Source organism: Xenorhabdus bakwenae (assembly GCF_030272115.1).
Lineage (GTDB): Bacteria > Pseudomonadota > Gammaproteobacteria > Enterobacterales > Enterobacteriaceae > Xenorhabdus > Xenorhabdus bakwenae.
The window spans coordinates 2,923,021-2,941,483 of the sequence record NZ_CP119194.1 but is presented as its reverse complement, the minus strand read 5'-3'; the positions used below and the strand labels follow the sequence as shown (position 1 = coordinate 2,941,483).

Below are 18,463 nucleotides of genomic sequence, written 5' to 3'. Positions count from 1 at the left end.
AAATCGAATGGTGATAACAATAATATTGTGGCGGTAAGAGAATATTGCCAGGAAAAATCTTTTGAGTGCACGAATCCATCTCCTAAAGTTAAGGAATTGGCGGCGTGCTCATAGAATTGAGAAGTTCTTGAGGACGCCGCAACAACCGAAAAAAACTATGGTTGCTGCGGCTTATCTCTCTGCTCTGTGCTCGTTGAGAATACTCATATGTAGGTTATCCTGTAGTGAATTCGTACCGTAAACATCTCCATGCTGAGATGCAAGGCGCCTTAAATTACGGATGGTACTTTATAGATAATTGTTCATTTTTTCTAAGACATGGAGCAAATAAGCTACGCTTGCTTTATTAGCTACTCCTTTTAGCCATTCGCGTTGTCCCCACCCTTTTGCCAAGCTTAATATTGATAGGGTATTGGTAGCTATAAGCTAGGAACGAACCCTTCATTTCTCAATGATTGAATTACACCTCTTATCAGATATGAATGAGATATATCAATTGTGTAGCTTCTGGCGTTATCTGATATTGGCTCTAATAATTTCTGTTCTACTAGTTTAGATATTTGGTATGTTATTTGCGCTGGCTTCAGTTCAGGTAAAACCTCTTTCAAGTCTCCTGCCTTAATGATGCCCGTTGTAACCGCTTTTCTCAGTATTTTTGCTTCAATATCGCTTAGCACACCTTTTTCTAAAGCAAAGGTTATTGCTGGAAATAAAATTTTCTGACTCAAAAATTGTAGATTAGTTAGCTGATCAACCTTTTTTAGCTCGGTAGAAATACCACCTAATACATAAATACACCATTCTTCAAGTCCTTCATTAGTTCCAAGATCTGCTTTCGATAACATTTCATAATATTTGTTTCTATCGTTGCAAAACACTGCTGTAGGGTTGAGAACTCTACCGCCAACTTGAACGTTAAATCCATACTTGATAAGTAATGCGTAAGTTAACAATCTTACCGTCCGACCGTTTCCGTTTCCGAAAGGGTGAATCCAGCCAAAGCGATGATGGGCAAGAGCTATCTTCATTAAATCGTATTTAGGGTTGTCTGCACGGTTAATGAAAGAGGTTAATTCATTCATATAGCTAGGCACTTGTATACTATCGGGGGGAAGGTGCTCTGATTGTCCAATGCTCACACCATAATGACAATATTGACCAAGTGTTTTGTCTCCTTCGCGTTGTAAGTTATTAACAGCAAGCGAATGTAACCCTCTTATAAAATGCTCTGTTATATCCTCACCACTTTTAAAATGCCCATCTATAAAACTCATTGCTTTTTCAATATTTTCAATTTCTTTCAACTGGTCATCTTGGCTCTGAGTTCCTGCAATTTTACTTTCAACATAGTCAGCAAGGGTTGTATGGTTGCCTTCAATTCTGGCTGAACCAAGACTTTCAAGCATATGAAAGATCTCTTTTAATTGACTAAAAAGTGATGGATGCACATCAATTTCTAGGCGCAAATGCCTCAATAATTCTAGTTCAGTTATGATATCGACAAGAGCAGAATCAAAACTAGGATTTAATAATTTGAGTTCAAAGTGATTAAATGTAGCCATATCTTAAGTTATCTCAAAAATCATGTTTTCAATATCTCGAAAATAAAGAAAAAAATTGATTATTTATGGTACGTTATGAACAATAGTGACTCACTATTATCTCAAAATCAAGGTTATGAAGATCTCAAATATAGCTATGTTGCTATCTCAAAAAATCGGTACACGCTAATACATGCGCTACTGTGATTCACTCTGTAATGCCCTGATAGTAAAAAAGCCAGCTATAACATGTACATGCTGGCTTTATGATTTTCTCTAAAATGTTATGAAGCGTTAGAATCTATTCATTGAGTATAGGGCTTAAACCTGCATGAATGCCGGATTGATGTTATTCAATATTTTCGAGTGGTACACTCTTTGGTACACGGCAAAACGAGGTGTTCACTCATCCTCATAAAAAGTAAGTTGTGATTATGTCTTACAGCTTGGATTAACACAGTCCACCAATTCACGCAGGTGTTGCGCCAACTGCTCAACGGTTTTCTCACCCGTGGCAGCTTCTACCGTTAAATTTTCCAGTGTATTGTCGTTATCACGGATCTTAATGCCGTTACGGTAAAGAAAAGTCATGGTAACGAAAAATGCTGTGCGCTTATTACCATCATTGAAGATATGGCCGCGAGCAATAGCAACCCAGTAGGTGGCTGCAAGTTCAAAAATGTCTGTTACATCTTCGTAGTGGGTACGGTTTTGCACTCGATAGATGAGTGCCTCAGCCCTGCCAGAATCAGGCATTCCGGCAACGCCCGGAAGCCGCTGCAATATACGGTCATGAAAAGCGATAACCTCCTGCGCACTGACCCATATCATCGGTTTGTCAGTGCCTCTACCGTATGCCCATGACGCTGCATAATAGAATCAAACTCTGCATCCAGTTTGGCATTCTGGTATGCCTCGAATTCTGCCTTACTGATAACGACAGCTGAGCTACCATCTCGACGAGTAATTTCAACAGGTTCGCCGTGGGTAGCAGCATCCAACACTTCTGAAATATTGGCTCGTGCTTGGGTTGATGTATATGTACGCATAATATGTCTCCAAATATGTACATATTAATTGTGCATATTTTGGCTGCTTAATCAACAATCGAGATCTCGGTACGGATTACCTTTAAGTGCGACTTTTTACATCCTCATATAACGCAACCAATCGCACTCTAAGCTACGCAGATATGATTTTGTGTTCTGAGATGGGTTCATTTTGATCACGCCACCACGTTTTGGATCAAAAAGTTTTTTCAGTTTTAAAATTCTACAAACCAAATCGCCAGACCGCGCCAGTACTGGGGTGTGAGGAAAATCTTAAACTGAAATTGTGTGAAAAATTTATTTTCACTATTAGCGTTCTGTTTTCATCACGCGCATTTCATCGGATTTTATCCATGCCCTGATCTCTTTGTCAGTAAGTTTCGGCATTGTGCAATCTCCAATGTAAAAAATGACCGTGTACCACTAAATGGTTTTTTTAATCACTGGTGGTACATCTAAGTGGTACACGCTAATACACGCGCTGCTGTGATTCACTCTGTAATGCCCTGATAGTAAAAAAGCCAGACATAACAATGTATATCTGGCTTTATGATTTTCTCTAAAATGTTATGAAACGTTATTCAATATTTTGAATCTGCTCGCGCATCTGCTCAATCAGGACTTTCAATTCAATCGCAGAATTCGTCACATCCGCATTAATTGATTTTGACGCCAATGTATTTGATTCGCGGTTAAATTCCTGCATCATAAAATCCAGTCGGCGGCCGACGGCTTCTTTTTTCTTCAGGATATTACGCGTTTCTTTGACATGGGCATCCAGACGATCCAACTCTTCTGCTACATCGGTACGCTGGGCTAATAAAATTAGCTCTTGGTCAAGGCGGTTATTATCTAACTGAATTTGTGCTTCTTCCAGCTTGGACTGTAAGCGCTCGCGCTGCCATTGTAGGATTGCCGGCATTTGTTCTCGAACTTTAGCCACTTCTACAATTACCGCATCTAAACGTTGTTCAATCAGTGTCTTGAGCGCTTGTCCTTCGCTCTCACGGCTCTGGATAAAAGAATCCAGCGTCAGATCTAATTCCGCCAGCAATTGTGTACTGATGGCATCTAAATCCTGCTCTTCGGCAGACATCACGCCCGGCCAGCGCAGGATATCCACCGGATTAATTTCACCTTCATTATTCTGCTGTTTAACCCAGTTTGCTGCTTCAACCAGTTGTTTTGCCAGATTTTCATTCAGAATCAAAGAACCCTGGGTAAGGGTATCCAGCTCAAAACGCAGGTTACATTCCACTTTGCCGCGCGTCAGGCGGGAACGGATGCGCTCACGGATGACAGGTTCAAGGCTTCTGAATTGCTCTGGCAGGCGAATATAGGTTTCTAAGTAACGTTGATTGACAGAACGCAGTTCCCACGCTGCATTACCCCAATCTCCCCTGATATCTCTCCGTGCAAAAGCAGTCATACTACGGATCATAATTCGTTCCCAATTTATAAAATGATGCGCGGATTATAGCGCTCCGTGTAGATGCAGGATAGGCATTCGCCGCTTTAGGCCGTATAATGCGCCCCTAAAATGTACGAACAACGGAGATCACACTATGAGCTTAGTAGGAAAGCGTCCAGCGGGAAGGTCAGCAGGGCAGGTGCGTCCTATTAAAATGACCCGTCATTACACCAAACATGCGGAAGGCTCTGTTCTGGTGGAATTTGGGGATACCAAAGTGTTATGCAATGCCTCCGTTGAAGAAGGAATTCCCCGTTTCCTGAAAGGCCAAGGGCAAGGCTGGATCACCGCTGAATACGGCATGTTGCCACGGGCAACCAATAGCCGTAATGCACGCGAGGCTGCCAAAGGCAAGCAAACAGGCCGCACGATGGAAATCCAACGCCTGATTGCTCGTTCATTACGTGCTGCCATCGACTTAAAAAAACTGGGTGAATTCACGATTACGCTGGATTGTGATGTGATCCAAGCGGATGGCGGTACTCGTACTGCGGCTATTTCTGGCGCTTGTGTGGCACTGGTCGATGCCCTAAATAAGCTGGTTGCGCAGGGCAAACTGAAAGAAAGCCCACTAAAAGCAATGGTTGCGGCAGTGTCTGTTGGCATCGTTGAGGGTGAAGGACGTTGTGATCTGGAATATGTCGAAGACTCTGCGGCTGAAACTGATATGAATATCGTCATGATGGATGATGGCAGAATGATTGAAGTGCAGGGTACGGCAGAAGGTGAACCGTTCAGCCATGATGAATTGCTCTCACTGCTCTCATTGGCCAAAGAGGGATTGGATACGATTTTCAAAGCGCAGCGAGATGTGTTAGAACAAGATCCATTAAAATAATAAATAAATCAGGCGGCTGAAGAGTCGCCTTTTTTATATCTGCAATAAATTTACCTGTAATAAGTTTACCTGTAATAAATAGTAATGAATGACAAGAGATCAAAGAGGAGAAACGCCAATGAAAGCCTATCAGCGCGAATTTATTGAGCTGGCACTGGAAAAACAGGTGCTGAAATTTGGCGAATTTACGCTGAAATCGGGTCGCAAAAGCCCATACTTTTTTAATGCGGGCCTGTTTAATACCGGACGTGACTTGGCGTTGATTGGTCGTTTCTATGCAGCTGCGTTGCTAGATAGCGGAATTCAGTGCGATTTGCTGTTTGGACCGGCTTATAAAGGCATCCCGATTGCAACCACTACCGCAGTGGCATTGGCTGAACATCATGATATCGATATGCCTTATTGCTTTAATCGCAAGGAAGCTAAAGATCATGGCGAAGGTGGATCATTGGTTGGTAGCCCTCTGCAAGGTAATGTTGTGGTGGTGGATGATGTCATTACCGCAGGTACGGCGATTCGTGAGTCGATGGAAATCATTAAACAACATGGCGCAACGTTATCCGGTGTGATTTTGTGTCTGGATCGTCAGGAACGTGGGCGTGAAACGCTTTCGGCGATTCAAGAAGTTGAGCATGACTACCATTGTCAGGTCTTCTCCATTATTACTTTAAATGATTTGGTGAGTTATTTACGCGAAAATCCAGAGATGCAATCCCATTTGGAAGCGGTGGAAGCTTATCGCAAAGAATACGGTATTTGATGGCTGGAAAATGTGGCGCGTTAGTAACCTATAACCTATGAATTGGGTTGAGCGAAAAAAATCCCTCGCCCAAGGATGGGCGGGGTGAGTAGTAGAAATGGCATCTATCTATATGGTAAGGATTGTGACAATGATGCCATTATTAAGTCACTTAGTAGTGAACTCAATGAGCTGGAACATATTAACACAACCCGATAAAAAATCCGCACGTTATCATTCACTGTATAAGGATATGAACTTACGATACTGCGATAAGCTATTGTAGTGGATTAGATTATTGCAGTTGGGTCAATATCAATGGCCAGCGTACTTCAAATTCAGTTGTCGGGCGATAGCGAAATTCAGAGCGAACAAAACGGGAAAGCATCCCTTCACAAAACGCCAGTAACTGTGATGCCAACACAGATTCTTCATAAGCGAATCCTTGCCCATCACGGATTTTTCTCTCTTTTAAAATTTGGCGAAGTTGCATTTCAATTCGCTCAAATAGCTGGTTGATGCGATTTTGCAATCTGTCTTGTTCGAACATTAGGGCATGACCGGTCATAATACGGGTCAGCCCCGGATTCCTTTCTGCAAAACCCAAAAGCAGGACAAGAATTAACCGAATACGTGTGATGGTGTCCTTTTCATCTTGCAGGATCAGATTGATACGTGAAATTAAGGAATCTTCAATAAACTCAATCAAGCTGTCAAACATCCGGGTTTTGCTCGGAAAATGACGGTAAAGGGCTGCTTCAGAAACACCAACGTTTGCGGCAAGTTTTGCAGTAGTAATACGTTGGCTGCCATCACTGGATTCCAGCATATGTGCTAATGCCTGCAAAATTTCCTCACGCCTATTTTTCTTTTTTGTACGTTCTTTTTCTGCCATGTCTGGTAAGACCCCTGCTAAAACAGCAAAACAAATCCGGCTATTTTTTGCCACAACGTTATTGCTGTCAAAAGCTATTGTTGTCACAACCTATTGCTGTCACACACATTGTGGGCAAAAAATATGAAAATCGATTGACGGTATCAGGCCTTATGGAAAGTTATTGACGACCGGAATGGCCAAATCCACCACTGCCGCGCTGGCTCGTTTCAAAATCTGCAACCAAATTAAATTCGGCCTGTACAACGGGTACAAAAACCATCTGGGCGATGCGTTCACCTGGTTCGATGATGAAAGTTTTATCACCACGGTTCCAAACGGAGACCATCAATTGTCCCTGATAATCTGAATCGATAAGTCCCACTAAATTACCCAGAACAACGCCATGTTTGTGACCCAGACCAGAGCGGGGGAGAATAACTGCCGCCAATTGTTCATCTGCAATATGGATAGCAATCCCCGTTGGCAGAAGTTCGGTTTGGCCAGGAGCCAGTTCCACTGCATTATCCAGACAAGCACGTAAATCTAAACCCGCAGAGCCAGGTGTAGCATAAGTCGGTAAAGGAAATTCTTGCCCGATGCGGGGATCAAGGATTTTAACGTCGATTTTTTTCATCATAGCGTTTGAGTATCTCGTCTAATAAGCGGTGGCTGAGTTGTAATTTACCACTGTGGGGTAAATGAACACTACCATCATGCCAGAATAGATGTAATGCGTTAGTATCACTGTTGAAACCGTGTCCGGCCAGCGATACATCATTCGCGCAAATCAAGTCCAGATTCTTCTGCTTGAGTTTTCCGCGAGCGTATTCTTCCACATTCTGGGTTTCGGCTGCAAATCCAACGACAAATGGCCGATTTTTTTCCATGGCCGCAACGCTCGCTACAATGTCAGGATTTTTCACCAGTGTAAATGTGATTTCATCACCCTGCTTTTTGATTTTCTCTGTTGAGATTTGTTTAAAACGATAGTCAGACACGGCCGCGCAACCAATAAAGATATGCTGTGAAGTTACGGCAGCTTGAACCTGTTCATTCATTTCCAGTGCACTACTGACATCAATGCGTTTAACGCCTTGTGGTGTGGGTAAATTAACGGGACCGGTAATTAATGTCACCTCAGCGCCACGCTCTGCCGCAGCTTGCGCAATGGAAAAACCCATTTTACCGGAGCTATGATTGCTGATGAAACGGATGGGGTCTAGGGCTTCACGGGTTGGTCCTGCGGTAATAGCGATGCGTAGACCAGAAAGATTTGGCTCGGTGTTGAAATGTTGTATTGCCCGTTCGACGATAGTCATCGGTTCCAACATTCTCCCTGGCCCTACATCACCACATGCCTGGCTGCCTTCATCGGGTCCCCAAACCAATACATTACGCTCTTTAAGCACCTTCAGGTTATCTTGGGTGGCCTGTGCACGGTACATTTGCTGGTTCATTGCGGGGGCAACAGCAATAGATGCAGCGGAAGCCAGACAGATTGTGGTGACTAAATCATTCGCCATGCCTGCGGCCAGGCGAGCCAGCAGATCAGCAGTGGCGGGCGCGAGAATAATTAAATCAGCCCATTTTGCCAGTTCGATATGCCCCATGGCGGCTTCGGCTGCGGGGTCTAGAAGATCATCTGAGACGGGATGACCAGATACTGCCTGTAAGGTCAGTGGAGTGATGAAAGCTTCGGCTGCGGGAGTCATAACAACGCGTACCTGGGCACCACGGTCACGTAAACGGCGCACCAATTCGGCAGTTTTGTAAGCGGCGATCCCTCCACTGATTCCAAGGACTATTTGTTTATCAGAAAGTTGTTTACCGGAAAGCGGATTATCAGAAAGTGGTTTGCCGGAAAATCCTGTCATTTTGATTGTCCAGATGTCAGTTGTAATTCCTTAAGATTCTATCACAAGAAAATATTGCGTTGAGAACCTTCCCTATTTAGCCAGCCAAAAATGGCAAGTTTGCGAAGCGCTGCGCAAGCCTCGCAAGTCGAGCTAGCGATGATTTTTTCATCATGGGATAGTAGATGTGTAAATGTAGGCGCATGAATATATAACTGTATGAATATATAACTGTATGAATATATAACTGTATAAATATAGTGGAAGAATGGATATAGCCGGCGAGTAAATATTGATTGATAGCACCCATTGTTATGGGAGTTATAGGGCAAAGAATATTGACGGTGGGGGGAAGTATTATGGATTTAACGCTAATGGAAAGAAACGATGAATCGCATTTAAACCTTCTTCCCCGGGAGAAATTACTGGCTTATGGGGCGGTTTCCCTAACGGATGCGGAGTTATTGGCTATCTTTTTGCGCACGGGAACCCGAGGCGTTCCGGTCGTACAAATGGCAGAATATCTGCTGAACTCATTTGGTTCTCTTTATCACCTTCTGTCCGCCGATTACGCAGACTTTTGTGCACATAAGGGGATGGGGCTATGTAAGTATGTTCAATTGCAGGCGATATCTGAATTGGCAAAGCGGTTTTTTTCCAGTCAATTTATCCATGAAGATATCATGAGCAGCCCCACGATAACCCAGAATTATTTGCAGGATTTATTATCCTGGCAAGATCGGGAAATATTTGTGGTGCTGTTTTTAACTAACCAAAATAAAGTTATCTGCCATGATGAAATGTTTAAAGGAACGATAAACAAAGTTGAAGTTCACCCTCGTGAAATTGTGAAACAGGCGGTTAAAGTGAATGCTGCATCAATTATTCTGGCTCATAATCATCCTTCCGGTAATCCAGAACCTAGCTTGGCAGATAAATTGGTGACAGAAAAAATTATTGAGGCTTGTGACTTGGTTGGCGTTAAAGTTTTGGATCATATCGTCATTGGTAAGCAATCTTGTGTCTCATTTATGGAAAGAGGTTGGATTTAATGCCGTTTTTTCGCGATACGATCAGATCTTAGTTGTTCGGGACTTGAGCATCAGCGAATGAGGGCGTATACTACGCCACCTTTGAGGATCTTGGGTTTGACGAGAAGAGCCTATCTCAGTAAGTTTTTTTTACTGGGAAAATGTGAGTCTTTTCAGTGACGTTCTTTTCAGTAACCTATTTTCAGTAAAGAAAGTTTGCTGAGATGGGCTCCTAAGCCTGACGAGGCGGTCACACCCAATACAAAGCTCGAGCTGATTTGATTTTTGGAGAATAGACATGTCCCGAGTCTGCCAAGTTACTGGCAAACGTCCGGTGAGTGGTAACAACCGCTCCCACGCATTAAATGCGACTAAGCGTCGTTTTCTGCCTAACCTGCACTCTCACCGTTTCTGGGTTGAGTCTGAGAAACGTTTTGTAACTCTGCGTGTATCTGCTAAAGGTATGCGTGTGATTGACAAAAAAGGCATCGACACAGTTCTGGCCGAACTGCGTGCCCGTGGCGAGAAGTACTAAGGAGCTGAAAAATGGCTAAAGGTATTCGCGATAAAATCAAGCTAGTTTCTTCCGCTGGTACAGGTCACTTCTATACCACTACGAAGAACAAGCGTACTATGCCTGAAAAACTGGAAATGAAAAAATTCGATCCAGTTGTTCGTCAGCATGTTATGTACAAAGAAGCTAAAATTAAATAATTTTAGCGCATGATAAAAAGCCCGGCATAATGCTGGGCTTTTTTATATCTGTTGATAGTGCCACTGTAGCTTATTTTAAATTGGTTATGCGTGTAGACCAATGCATTGTTCAGTTATACTCCCGTTTTTTCAATTATGAACCGTCAGGTGTAGCGCTAAAATGGTTAGAAAGACCTTGAATATCTTACATACAGAATCATCGTGTGGTTGGGGAGGGCAGGAAATTCGTATCCTGACAGAATCTCAGGGCATGATACAGCGTGGACACCATGTGGTTATCGTTTGTTGTCCAACTTCAACCCTTTACCGTGAAGCTCATCATTATGGTGTGCCTGTTGTTGCGCTCCCAATTGAAAAAAAACGTCTTTTGTGTCTTCGGGCGATGCGTCATTGGTTAAAAACTGAAGGTCGCCAGTTCGATGTAATCAATACCCATAGTTCTACTGATTCCTGGCTGGTGGCTGCGGCATGTGCCACATTAAAAGGTATGCCTGCGATAGTCCGAACCCGTCATGTTTCGACTCATGTTTCAAAATCTATTGCGACTCGTTGGCTGTATTTGCACGCGGGTCAGCATATTGTGACAACCGGGGAAAAACTGCGCCAATATCTGCATTTACATAATGAGTATCCTCTATCTCATATGACCTCTGTGCCGACGGGGATCGATTTGTCACGTTTTCATCCTGAAAGTCAGTCCTCAAGTCGTCAGCGTATTGGCATCAAAGACAAGCCAACACTGGGCATTGTTGCCACAATGAGAACGTGGAAAGGCCATCGTTACCTGCTTGATAGTTGGAAAATTCTCCATCAACGTTATCCTGATTGGCAATTGCTGTTTGTGGGAGATGGTCCTCAAAGAAAGAATTTGGAGCCGCGAGTTCACCAGGAAGGGTTGACAGAGAGTGTCATCTTTCTTGGTAATCGCCAGGATGTTCCTGATTGCTTAAATGCAATGGATATCTTTGCTCTACCTTCGTTTGGTAATGAAGGTGTACCTCAAGGCATCATGCAGGCAATGGCATGTGGATTGCCGGTTGTCTCTACCTCGGTAGGCGCGATTACCGAAGCTGTAATTGATGGCGATACAGGGTATATTATCGAACCTAAAAATGTCGAACAATTAACAGAAAAATTATATTTATTAATGCATGATGCAGAGCTACGTTTACAAATGGGAGAGGCTTCACTGCGACGGGCAACTCATTTATTTGGCATGGATAATATGTTAGAAAAAATGGAGTCTGTTTTTTATTCCAGTATAGAAAGTAAGCGGTAATATTTTGTTGATATTATTTTTATCTGTATTGGCAGAGTCATTGATGCTTTTTATTAACTATTTGAAATGTCACTGGCTTTATTTTTGTATGCCTGTTGTGCTTATTAACTGTAAATAGAACAGTGACTCACTTTACTGTATAGTACCTAAAGTGATCCAGTCTTTGGATTGATAATTTAATATTCATTATTATGCAACCCCAAAATATTCTAATCATCAATATCGCCCGTTTTGGTGACACCTTGCTAATAACGCCGGTTATTCGCGCCCTGAAAGAAAAATGGCCAGAGGCAAATATTGATATATTTGTGCATAAAAAGACGAAAGAAATCCTTGAAAATATCGATTTAATTAATAAATTAAAAGATTTTTCAAAAGGCAAGGCTAAATGGTGTGGCTGGTTTTCTCATCGGCACTATGATCTGGCATTCGTCTATGGCCAGGATAAACTCTTATTGCAGTATGCCAAACGTGTAGCCAATTTGACCGTTTATTTTTCGGATACCCCTGGTAAAACATCAAATGAGTATGCTATAGCAAGGCCCGGAGAACTTATGCCTGCCCAACAGGAAAGGGCACTGTTAATCGATTCACTTGGGGTTGAAGTAAGTAATTGGCGTTTGCAGTATAGTGTAAGCCTGCATGAAGCGGAGTACGCCAGAGATTTGCTTCAACGGCAAGGGATAGAACGACAATTAAAAATTGGTTTTCAGTTACAGAGTTTCCCGGCAAAAGCCTATCGTGATTGGCCTGTAGAACACTTTTACGAATTAGCTAAACATATTTATCGAGATTATCCTCATGCGCATATATTACTATTAGGCAGTAAAGAGGGTGAGGACAGTGCGCGAATGCTGGCTGAGAAATTGGGCACAAACAGATGCTCATCATTAGCGGGTAAGACTACGATGCGGCAAAACGCGGCAATCATGAGTCAACTTAATTTGTATGTGGGCGTTGATACTGGAACAACTCATCTGGCCGGGGCCTTGGGAATACCAATGGTTGCTCTGTATCACAGCTTTCACCCAGGACGTTTTCTCGCCCCTCAGCAACATCCAAAATTAGTGGTAATTGAACATCCTGTAGATTATCGACAGGCAACGCGTCAAGATACAATGTCAGCAATATCAGTCGATCAAGTCTGGCATTCTGTTCAGAATTTGCTGGAAAATGAATGAAAGGATAATTCACCCAATGAAGATAGGATTTATCGATGTTACTGTTACCATGTCATACGGTGGCATTCAAACGGCTGTTTGGGCGTTAGCTAAGGCGCTGACAGATGCGGGGCATGAAGTCCATATTTTCGGTGGAACTGGCGATATTCGGCCTGCATTAGGCGAAAGAAATATCCCTATTCATATTTTTCCATTTATTCCCAGAGAACGCGTGCTTAACATTGGGCGCCGTTTCCAACGTATTGTTGAACGTTATTCTTTTGCCCGTCATGCCCGTGCAACAGTTATTGCTGAAAATTTTGATTGGGTGATTTTGACTAAGCCTTTTGATTTTTTCTGGCCCAGAATGATGCCTGAAACATCCCATACCCAGTTTTGTTATATGAGTGGCGGAACCAGTTTTTTTAAAGGGGATCGGGTATTGGGTAAAAAAATATCTGCATGGGTTGCATGTAGCCATTTTAATGCCTGGCAGATTCAGCATCATTTTAAGCAATTTCCCAGTATCATCTATAATGGGGTAGATATCGATAAATTCAAACCATCTGACTCGGATGTCCGAACTCGATTAGATATCAATGAGAAAACGTTCCTGTTAACGTTTGCTGGCAGGTTGGTTGGTTGGAAAGGCATGAAAGTCGCCATTGATGCAATGGCTTTGTTGCGGAACAAGGATGTAAAATTATTGATTATTGGTGAAGGTGAAGAGTTGAAATCGCTTAAAAAGCGGGTTTCTACTTTGCAGCTAGAAAAATCCGTCATTTTTCATCCTCCTGTTGGTCATGATCAATTACCTGAATTTTATGCGGCGGGTGATGCCGGGATTTTCCCCAGTATTGGTGATGAAGCATTTGGTATTACTATTGCTGAAGCGATGGCGTGTGGACGGCCTGTGATTGCCAGCTATATTGGTGGCATACCGGAAGTGGTTGGTAATGAAGGCAGTGCTGGTATTTTGGTGACACCGGGTGATGCTATGGCTATTGCTGAGGCGGTAAATCATCTTTTATCTTTGCCGGATAGAGGCGAAAAGATGGGGAAATCTGCCCGCCAGAGGATTGAATCGATGTACACTTGGGAACATTCTGCTAGCCGTTTATTGAACGCCATAAAAAATAATGAAAATTGCGTATATTGATCCTTATCCTGTACCCGATTATCGGGTTGCGTCACTACAAATTTTACAGAATGTAGATGCTTTTGCTCGTCAGGGGCATCGTGTTTTCCTGATTACCCCAAAAGGCCAAAGCCAGGTTGAGGAGATTCTTGGCAGGTCATTGCCGCTTTCTGTGGAGCTAATTGCCCTGCACGATATACGCAGAAAATGGTATTTTCCGCTAAATACTCAGAAACTGTTTTATTTGCAAGTTTCGCGCTGGCTTAAAGAGCATCAAGTTGATGCCCTTTTTACCCGCAATATTAAAATGGCGAATTACCTGTTGTGTAATCATCCAGATACTCCTCATTTCTTTGAAAGCCATGAAGTATTTTCTCAGTCTTTTAGGGAATCCCATGATTTGCTCAATCGTAGAAACCAACGTAAGTATCATAAACTGAGAAAAATTGAGCAGCAGGTTTATGCGGATTCTAAGGTTGTTTTTGCCCTTACTTCACTATTACGAGAAGATATTTATAAGCAATACGGTGTCAAAACACCGATTGTTGTGGCTCCCGATGGGGTTGATATGCTGGCAGTTGAATCGGTTAAGCAGACAATTACCGGCAACGATGACAGCAATACTCTTCCTAAAAAAGTACTTTATTTGGGCAGCTTACATCGTTGGAAAGGTATCCCAACGGTAATGAAAGCCATGTCTTACCTGGATAACGTTGAGCTGAATATTGCTGGTGGCACTACTGAACAAATTGAGCGATTGCGGCAGACGGCTAAACAGATTGGTGTCAATGATAAAATTAATTTCCTTGGTTTTGTCCAACCCAGAAAACGCTTTCAGGTTATTGCTGGTAGTGATATTTGTGTTCTGCCATTGACGAAAACCAGTATTGGCAGTCGCTATACTTCTCCTCTCAAGCTTTTTGAATATATGGCTATGGGTAAGCCTGTAGTTATTTCTGATTTTCCTTCCATTCGTGATGCCGTTGATGAAAATGCAGTAAATTTTGCTGATAGTGAAGATGCAGCGAGTTTTGCTGAACAAATTCAATGGCTGATTCATCATCCCGCTGAAATGATGGCTAAAGTTGACTATTCCCAACGGCTGGTTGCAGAACGTTTTAACTGGGATCAGCGTGCGAAGTTAATTATGGGCGTGATAGCGGAAAGATTGTCTCAGTGAATATCTTGCCCTGTTATCTCAATCAAATCTGGCTGCAAATGATACATGAAAACGGTATTGTAATCTGCTCAGATGCAATATTCTCAGAAACAATATCGTAGATAACGTATTCAAGGGGTGGGTATGCCGGAACTACCAGAGGTGGAAACCAGTCGCAGGGGGATTGAACCTCACTTGGTTGGAAATGTGATCCAATATGCAGAGGTCAGGAATTCCCGTTTGCGCTGGCCTGTTTCTGCGCAAATCATGGCGCTTTCAGACAGGCCTGTGCTGAGTGTCCAACGGCGGGCGAAATACTTATTGCTTGAGTTGCCGGAGGGCTGGATTATTATCCACTTAGGAATGTCTGGTAGCTTGCGTGTCTTGTTGGATGAACAACCCCCGGCAAAGCATGATCATGTCGATTTGGTTATGGCTGATGGTAAAATTCTCCGGTATACCGATCCCCGACGTTTTGGGGCATGGTTATGGAGCGACACTCTTGATGAGTGCTCTGTACTTGCTCATTTAGGCCCTGAACCTCTTTCTGATCAATTTGATGGTGAATACCTTTACACGGTTTCCCGCAACAAAAAAATGGCTGTCAAACCTTGGTTGATGGATAACAAAGTTGTGGTTGGGGTTGGAAATATCTATGCCAACGAGGCGTTGTTCGTTGCTCATATCCTGCCTGAACGTCCGGTGAATTCATTAACGCAGCAAGAAGCCTATCTCTTGGCCGATATAATCAAACAGATTTTACGTCGTTCCATTGAGCAAGGTGGTACGACCCTGAAGGATTTTCTGCAATCTGATGGCAAACCGGGATATTTTGCTCAGGAGTTGTTTGTCTACGGCAAGAAAGGTGAACTTTGTTCCGTATGTGGTGAGAAAATCGAGTGTGTAAAATTGGGGCAACGCAGTACATTTTTCTGTCGTCAGTGCCAGCATTAAACGGATTGGGGGCAGAGGATAATTGCCCCGCCTGATTGTTATTTGCCCAATTTCTTTAGCATTGCCTGTGTAGCTGGCTCTGACAGGAAAGATGAAACGTCGCCATCATGACGAGCAACATCCTTGATTAAGGATGATGAGACAAAAGACAGCGTTTGGGAAGGCAATAAAAAGACACTTTCCAGCTCAGGCATAAAATGTCGATTCATATTGGCAAGTTGCCATTCATATTCAAAATCGGAAACAGAACGTACTCCGCGGATTAAGATGTTAGCCTGCTGCTTTTTGGCAAAATTGACCATCAGTTCGCTAAACCCAACCACATCGACATTTTCCAGATGAGCCGTGACTTCTTTTGCCAATGTGACACGCTCTTCCAAACTGAACATGGGACTTTTTCTATCACTATTAGCGATAGCCAATAGAACATGGTCAAACATGTTTGCGGCACGAGTAACAATATCAAGATGACCGTAAGTGATAGGGTCAAAGGTGCCGGGATAAATCGCTTTTCTTTTCATCGTGGTTTTTTACCCTTTGTCTGAATCACTTCCCAAAGTGCAGCGTATTTATTGAATGTATATTGAGCATTTACAATTGCCAATATCAGGCCTTGCTTACCGTCCAAAAAACCTGCCCTTAATAGCCAGGTTTTGAGAAATGCGCCCAGCGTATGGCTGATTATAGAAAAATAACGGATTTTTTTGCCTTGATCGTAGCGGTGCTTCGCCCAATCTCTTGCATAATTTAACTGTTTTTGCTGGAACTCCATCAGGTTACGGCAGGTCAAGTGACGCAGATCTCCCCTGAGCGTCACGATAGATACGCCTTGAGTATCAAGGGATTCGTGAACCTGATTGTTATTGTATTGGTAACGTTCACGGCAATAAAGGCGGATAACCCTATCAGGATACCAGCCACTGTGTTTCATGAATCGGCCCATAAACAGATTGAGGCGTGCGCAGCTATAGACTTTATTGTCATCAGGATTTGCTAGGACTTGTTCAATGGATGCTCTTAGTTCTGGCGTTACGCGTTCATCGGCATCAATCATAAAGATGTAATCACCGCTGGCATAGGATTGTGCAAGCTGCCGTTGCCGCCCGAAGCCGGGCCATTGGGCATTTGAATAGACTTTTGCACCCATTTCGCTGGCTATTCGGCAAGTGGTATCGGTACTGCCGGAATCCAGGATGATGATTTCATCCGCCCAATCCACAGAAAGCAAGCAATCGGCAATCACATCAGCAGCGTTTTTGGTGATCATGACAACGGACAGGCGTTTCTTGGCAATCATCAATGGCTCCTTGGCGGGAGGTAAGGTTCCAGTAATTTTAGCAAGCGTTGAAGTGCCCCTTGGTTTTCATGCAGGACTTCTGCGGCGTGGTGGCCGTAATAGCGTCGGTAATCTTCGTCTGTCAGCAGGCTATTGATAGCTGAACTTAATGATGGGCTATCCGTAACAGTAATCAATCCATCCGCTTTATGCAGCTTGGCACAAATATCTTTAAAGTTGAATGTGTGTGGACCCATGATAACAGGAATGGCATGGGCAGCCGCTTCCAGTGGGTTATGTCCTCCGCGTTCTATCAGGCTCCCTCCGACAAAAGCCAGATCAGCGATACCATACAGGAGCATCAATTCGCCCATCGTATCGCCAATCACCACTTGCACATTAGTGTCAGGAATAGTGCCAGCACTGCGTAGTATCGCGTTTAATCCCGCTTTTTGGGTTAACTCAGCGGCCTTACCAAAACGTTCAGGATGGCGGGGTACTAGAATCAACAGCAGATCAGGAAATTGTTTAAGCAATTTGCAATGCGCATCCAGAATGATCGTTTCTTCCCCATCATGGGTGCTGGTTGCTATCCATACAGGACGATGCGGTGCCCATTGGCGGCGCAATGTGACGGCTTTTGCCGCGAGTTCTGGTGTAACAGAGATATCGAACTTAAGGCTACCCGTCACGGAGAGCAGGGAACGTCTCAAACCCAATTCGATAAAGCGGTCACCATCTTCCTGAGTTTGTGCGGCGATCAACGTGATTTTATTTAAAATGGTTTTGATAAAGCTGCTAATTTTCTGATATCCCTCCGCAGAGCGGGCAGATAGCCTTGCGTTGGCGATAACCAGCGGGATTTCCCGTTGACGTAACTGGGTAATCAGGTTCGGCCATAGTTCGGTTTCCATAATGATCACTAACTTGGGATTGACGTGATCCAGAAAACGTTTCATTGAACCTGGCAGGTCATAGGGAAGATAGACATGGTTAACATCATTGCCGAGGGCAGACAGAACCCTTTCAGAACCTGTCGGTGTCATGGTTGTTATCGTAATGGGTAAAAAAGGGTAATGGTGCCGCAAGATCCGTACGAGCGGAATGGCCGCCAATGTCTCTCCAACAGAAACGGAATGCAGTAAGATCCCACCGGGTGCCACCTTTTTAGCGCAGAAGCCATAGCGTTCTCCCCAGCGTTTGCGGTACGCAGGCGACTTACGGCTGCGTAGCAGCAGACGTAACCAGATAATGGGTTGGATAAGGTAGAGAAGTACCTGATATAAGCGAAGCAACATTCTATCAAATTCACTGACATAGACTGCGGATATAGTACCACATTGGCTTGAAGAAAGTGTGTAAAATGCAGTTTCCCTTGAACCAT

Annotated in this window: 20 protein-coding genes; 10 read left to right on the top strand and 10 right to left on the bottom strand. The window is 43.5% G+C overall.

Features of this window, described 5'->3' with window-relative positions; genetic code table 11:
- Positions 1 to 419: 419 nt before the first annotated feature.
- The 4 genes from PXH59_RS14845 to PXH59_RS14830 all read right to left on the bottom strand — a co-directional run bounded on the left by PXH59_RS14845 (position 420) and on the right by PXH59_RS14830 (position 4,031).
- Complete coding sequence (locus PXH59_RS14845) at positions 420 to 1,562, bottom strand: Fic family protein (RefSeq protein ID WP_285808970.1); 1,143 nt, start codon at positions 1,560 to 1,562, stop codon at positions 420 to 422.
- A gap of 411 nt (positions 1,563 to 1,973) precedes the next feature.
- Positions 1,974 to 2,372 carry a type II toxin-antitoxin system death-on-curing family toxin gene (locus tag PXH59_RS14840; protein WP_285808969.1) on the bottom strand — a complete coding sequence of 133 codons (399 nt, stop codon included), beginning with the start codon at positions 2,370 to 2,372 and terminating at the stop codon, positions 1,974 to 1,976.
- Positions 2,369 to 2,590, bottom strand: coding sequence for a type II toxin-antitoxin system Phd/YefM family antitoxin (locus PXH59_RS14835; protein ID WP_047962450.1), 222 nt, complete (start codon positions 2,588 to 2,590; stop codon positions 2,369 to 2,371). The genes PXH59_RS14840 and PXH59_RS14835 overlap by 4 nt, the downstream gene beginning before the upstream one ends.
- A gap of 577 nt (positions 2,591 to 3,167) precedes the next feature.
- The gene (locus PXH59_RS14830; protein WP_285808968.1) at positions 3,168 to 4,031 is read right to left on the bottom strand and encodes a YicC/YloC family endoribonuclease; all 864 of its coding nucleotides are present in this window, start codon (positions 4,029 to 4,031) and stop codon (positions 3,168 to 3,170) included.
- Between the two features lie 124 nt (positions 4,032 to 4,155).
- Here PXH59_RS14830 and rph point away from each other — a divergent pair, with 124 nt between their 5' ends.
- Both rph and pyrE read left to right on the top strand, forming a co-directional pair.
- The gene (gene rph / locus PXH59_RS14825) at positions 4,156 to 4,899 is read left to right on the top strand and encodes a ribonuclease PH (protein WP_285808966.1); all 744 of its coding nucleotides are present in this window, start codon (positions 4,156 to 4,158) and stop codon (positions 4,897 to 4,899) included.
- 118 nt (positions 4,900 to 5,017) lie between these two features.
- A complete protein-coding gene (pyrE, locus tag PXH59_RS14820) occupies positions 5,018 to 5,659 on the top strand; it encodes an orotate phosphoribosyltransferase (RefSeq protein ID WP_047771549.1) in 642 nt (213 codons plus the stop codon).
- A gap of 274 nt (positions 5,660 to 5,933) precedes the next feature.
- Here pyrE and slmA read toward each other — a convergent pair whose 3' ends face one another.
- The 3 genes from slmA to coaBC form a co-directional block, all read right to left on the bottom strand.
- On the bottom strand, positions 5,934 to 6,533 hold the full coding sequence (gene slmA / locus PXH59_RS14815) for a nucleoid occlusion factor SlmA (RefSeq protein WP_047771550.1): 600 nt from the start codon (positions 6,531 to 6,533) through the stop codon (positions 5,934 to 5,936).
- Between the two features lie 160 nt (positions 6,534 to 6,693).
- Positions 6,694 to 7,152 carry a dUTP diphosphatase gene (dut, locus tag PXH59_RS14810; RefSeq protein WP_047771552.1) on the bottom strand — a complete coding sequence of 153 codons (459 nt, stop codon included), beginning with the start codon at positions 7,150 to 7,152 and terminating at the stop codon, positions 6,694 to 6,696.
- Complete coding sequence (gene coaBC / locus PXH59_RS14805) at positions 7,130 to 8,389, bottom strand: bifunctional phosphopantothenoylcysteine decarboxylase/phosphopantothenate--cysteine ligase CoaBC (protein ID WP_285808965.1); 1,260 nt, start codon at positions 8,387 to 8,389, stop codon at positions 7,130 to 7,132. The genes dut and coaBC overlap by 23 nt, the downstream gene beginning before the upstream one ends.
- Before the next feature lie 338 nt (positions 8,390 to 8,727).
- Between coaBC and radC the strand changes: the two genes are divergently transcribed.
- From radC to mutM, 8 genes are all read left to right on the top strand, one after another.
- Positions 8,728 to 9,420: a RadC family protein gene (gene radC / locus PXH59_RS14800; protein WP_047771596.1), complete on the top strand. Its 693-nt coding sequence runs from the start codon at positions 8,728 to 8,730 to the stop codon at positions 9,418 to 9,420.
- Between the two features lie 277 nt (positions 9,421 to 9,697).
- Positions 9,698 to 9,934, top strand: coding sequence for a 50S ribosomal protein L28 (gene rpmB / locus PXH59_RS14795; protein ID WP_038239873.1), 237 nt, complete (start codon positions 9,698 to 9,700; stop codon positions 9,932 to 9,934).
- A gap of 11 nt (positions 9,935 to 9,945) precedes the next feature.
- Positions 9,946 to 10,113 (top strand): 50S ribosomal protein L33, encoded by a 168-nt coding sequence (gene rpmG, locus PXH59_RS14790; RefSeq protein ID WP_010847629.1) that lies wholly within the window; start codon positions 9,946 to 9,948, stop codon positions 10,111 to 10,113.
- Positions 10,114 to 10,273: 160 nt separating this feature from the next.
- On the top strand, positions 10,274 to 11,392 hold the full coding sequence (locus PXH59_RS14785) for a glycosyltransferase family 4 protein (RefSeq protein WP_285808958.1): 1,119 nt from the start codon (positions 10,274 to 10,276) through the stop codon (positions 11,390 to 11,392).
- A gap of 191 nt (positions 11,393 to 11,583) precedes the next feature.
- Positions 11,584 to 12,573, top strand: a complete 990-nt coding sequence (locus tag PXH59_RS14780) for a glycosyltransferase family 9 protein (protein WP_285808957.1) — start codon at positions 11,584 to 11,586, stop codon at positions 12,571 to 12,573.
- A gap of 16 nt (positions 12,574 to 12,589) precedes the next feature.
- Positions 12,590 to 13,711, top strand: coding sequence for a glycosyltransferase family 4 protein (locus PXH59_RS14775; RefSeq protein WP_285808956.1), 1,122 nt, complete (start codon positions 12,590 to 12,592; stop codon positions 13,709 to 13,711).
- On the top strand, positions 13,692 to 14,870 hold the full coding sequence (locus PXH59_RS14770; protein ID WP_285808955.1) for a glycosyltransferase family 4 protein: 1,179 nt from the start codon (positions 13,692 to 13,694) through the stop codon (positions 14,868 to 14,870). Before PXH59_RS14775 ends, PXH59_RS14770 begins: the two co-directional genes overlap by 20 nt.
- A gap of 123 nt (positions 14,871 to 14,993) precedes the next feature.
- Complete coding sequence (gene mutM / locus PXH59_RS14765) at positions 14,994 to 15,803, top strand: bifunctional DNA-formamidopyrimidine glycosylase/DNA-(apurinic or apyrimidinic site) lyase (protein WP_285808954.1); 810 nt, start codon at positions 14,994 to 14,996, stop codon at positions 15,801 to 15,803.
- 38 nt (positions 15,804 to 15,841) lie between these two features.
- On the opposite strand, the gene coaD is transcribed toward mutM, so the two are convergent.
- From coaD to waaA, 3 genes are read right to left on the bottom strand one after another with little or no spacing between them, the layout of a single operon-like run.
- Positions 15,842 to 16,324 (bottom strand): pantetheine-phosphate adenylyltransferase, encoded by a 483-nt coding sequence (coaD, locus tag PXH59_RS14760; RefSeq protein WP_047771564.1) that lies wholly within the window; start codon positions 16,322 to 16,324, stop codon positions 15,842 to 15,844.
- On the bottom strand, positions 16,321 to 17,100 hold the full coding sequence (locus PXH59_RS14755; RefSeq protein ID WP_285808953.1) for a glycosyltransferase family 2 protein: 780 nt from the start codon (positions 17,098 to 17,100) through the stop codon (positions 16,321 to 16,323). The genes coaD and PXH59_RS14755 overlap by 4 nt, the downstream gene beginning before the upstream one ends.
- Positions 17,100 to 18,377 carry a lipid IV(A) 3-deoxy-D-manno-octulosonic acid transferase gene (gene waaA / locus PXH59_RS14750; protein WP_285808952.1) on the bottom strand — a complete coding sequence of 426 codons (1,278 nt, stop codon included), beginning with the start codon at positions 18,375 to 18,377 and terminating at the stop codon, positions 17,100 to 17,102. The genes PXH59_RS14755 and waaA overlap by 1 nt, the downstream gene beginning before the upstream one ends.
- Positions 18,378 to 18,463: the final 86 nt, after the last annotated feature.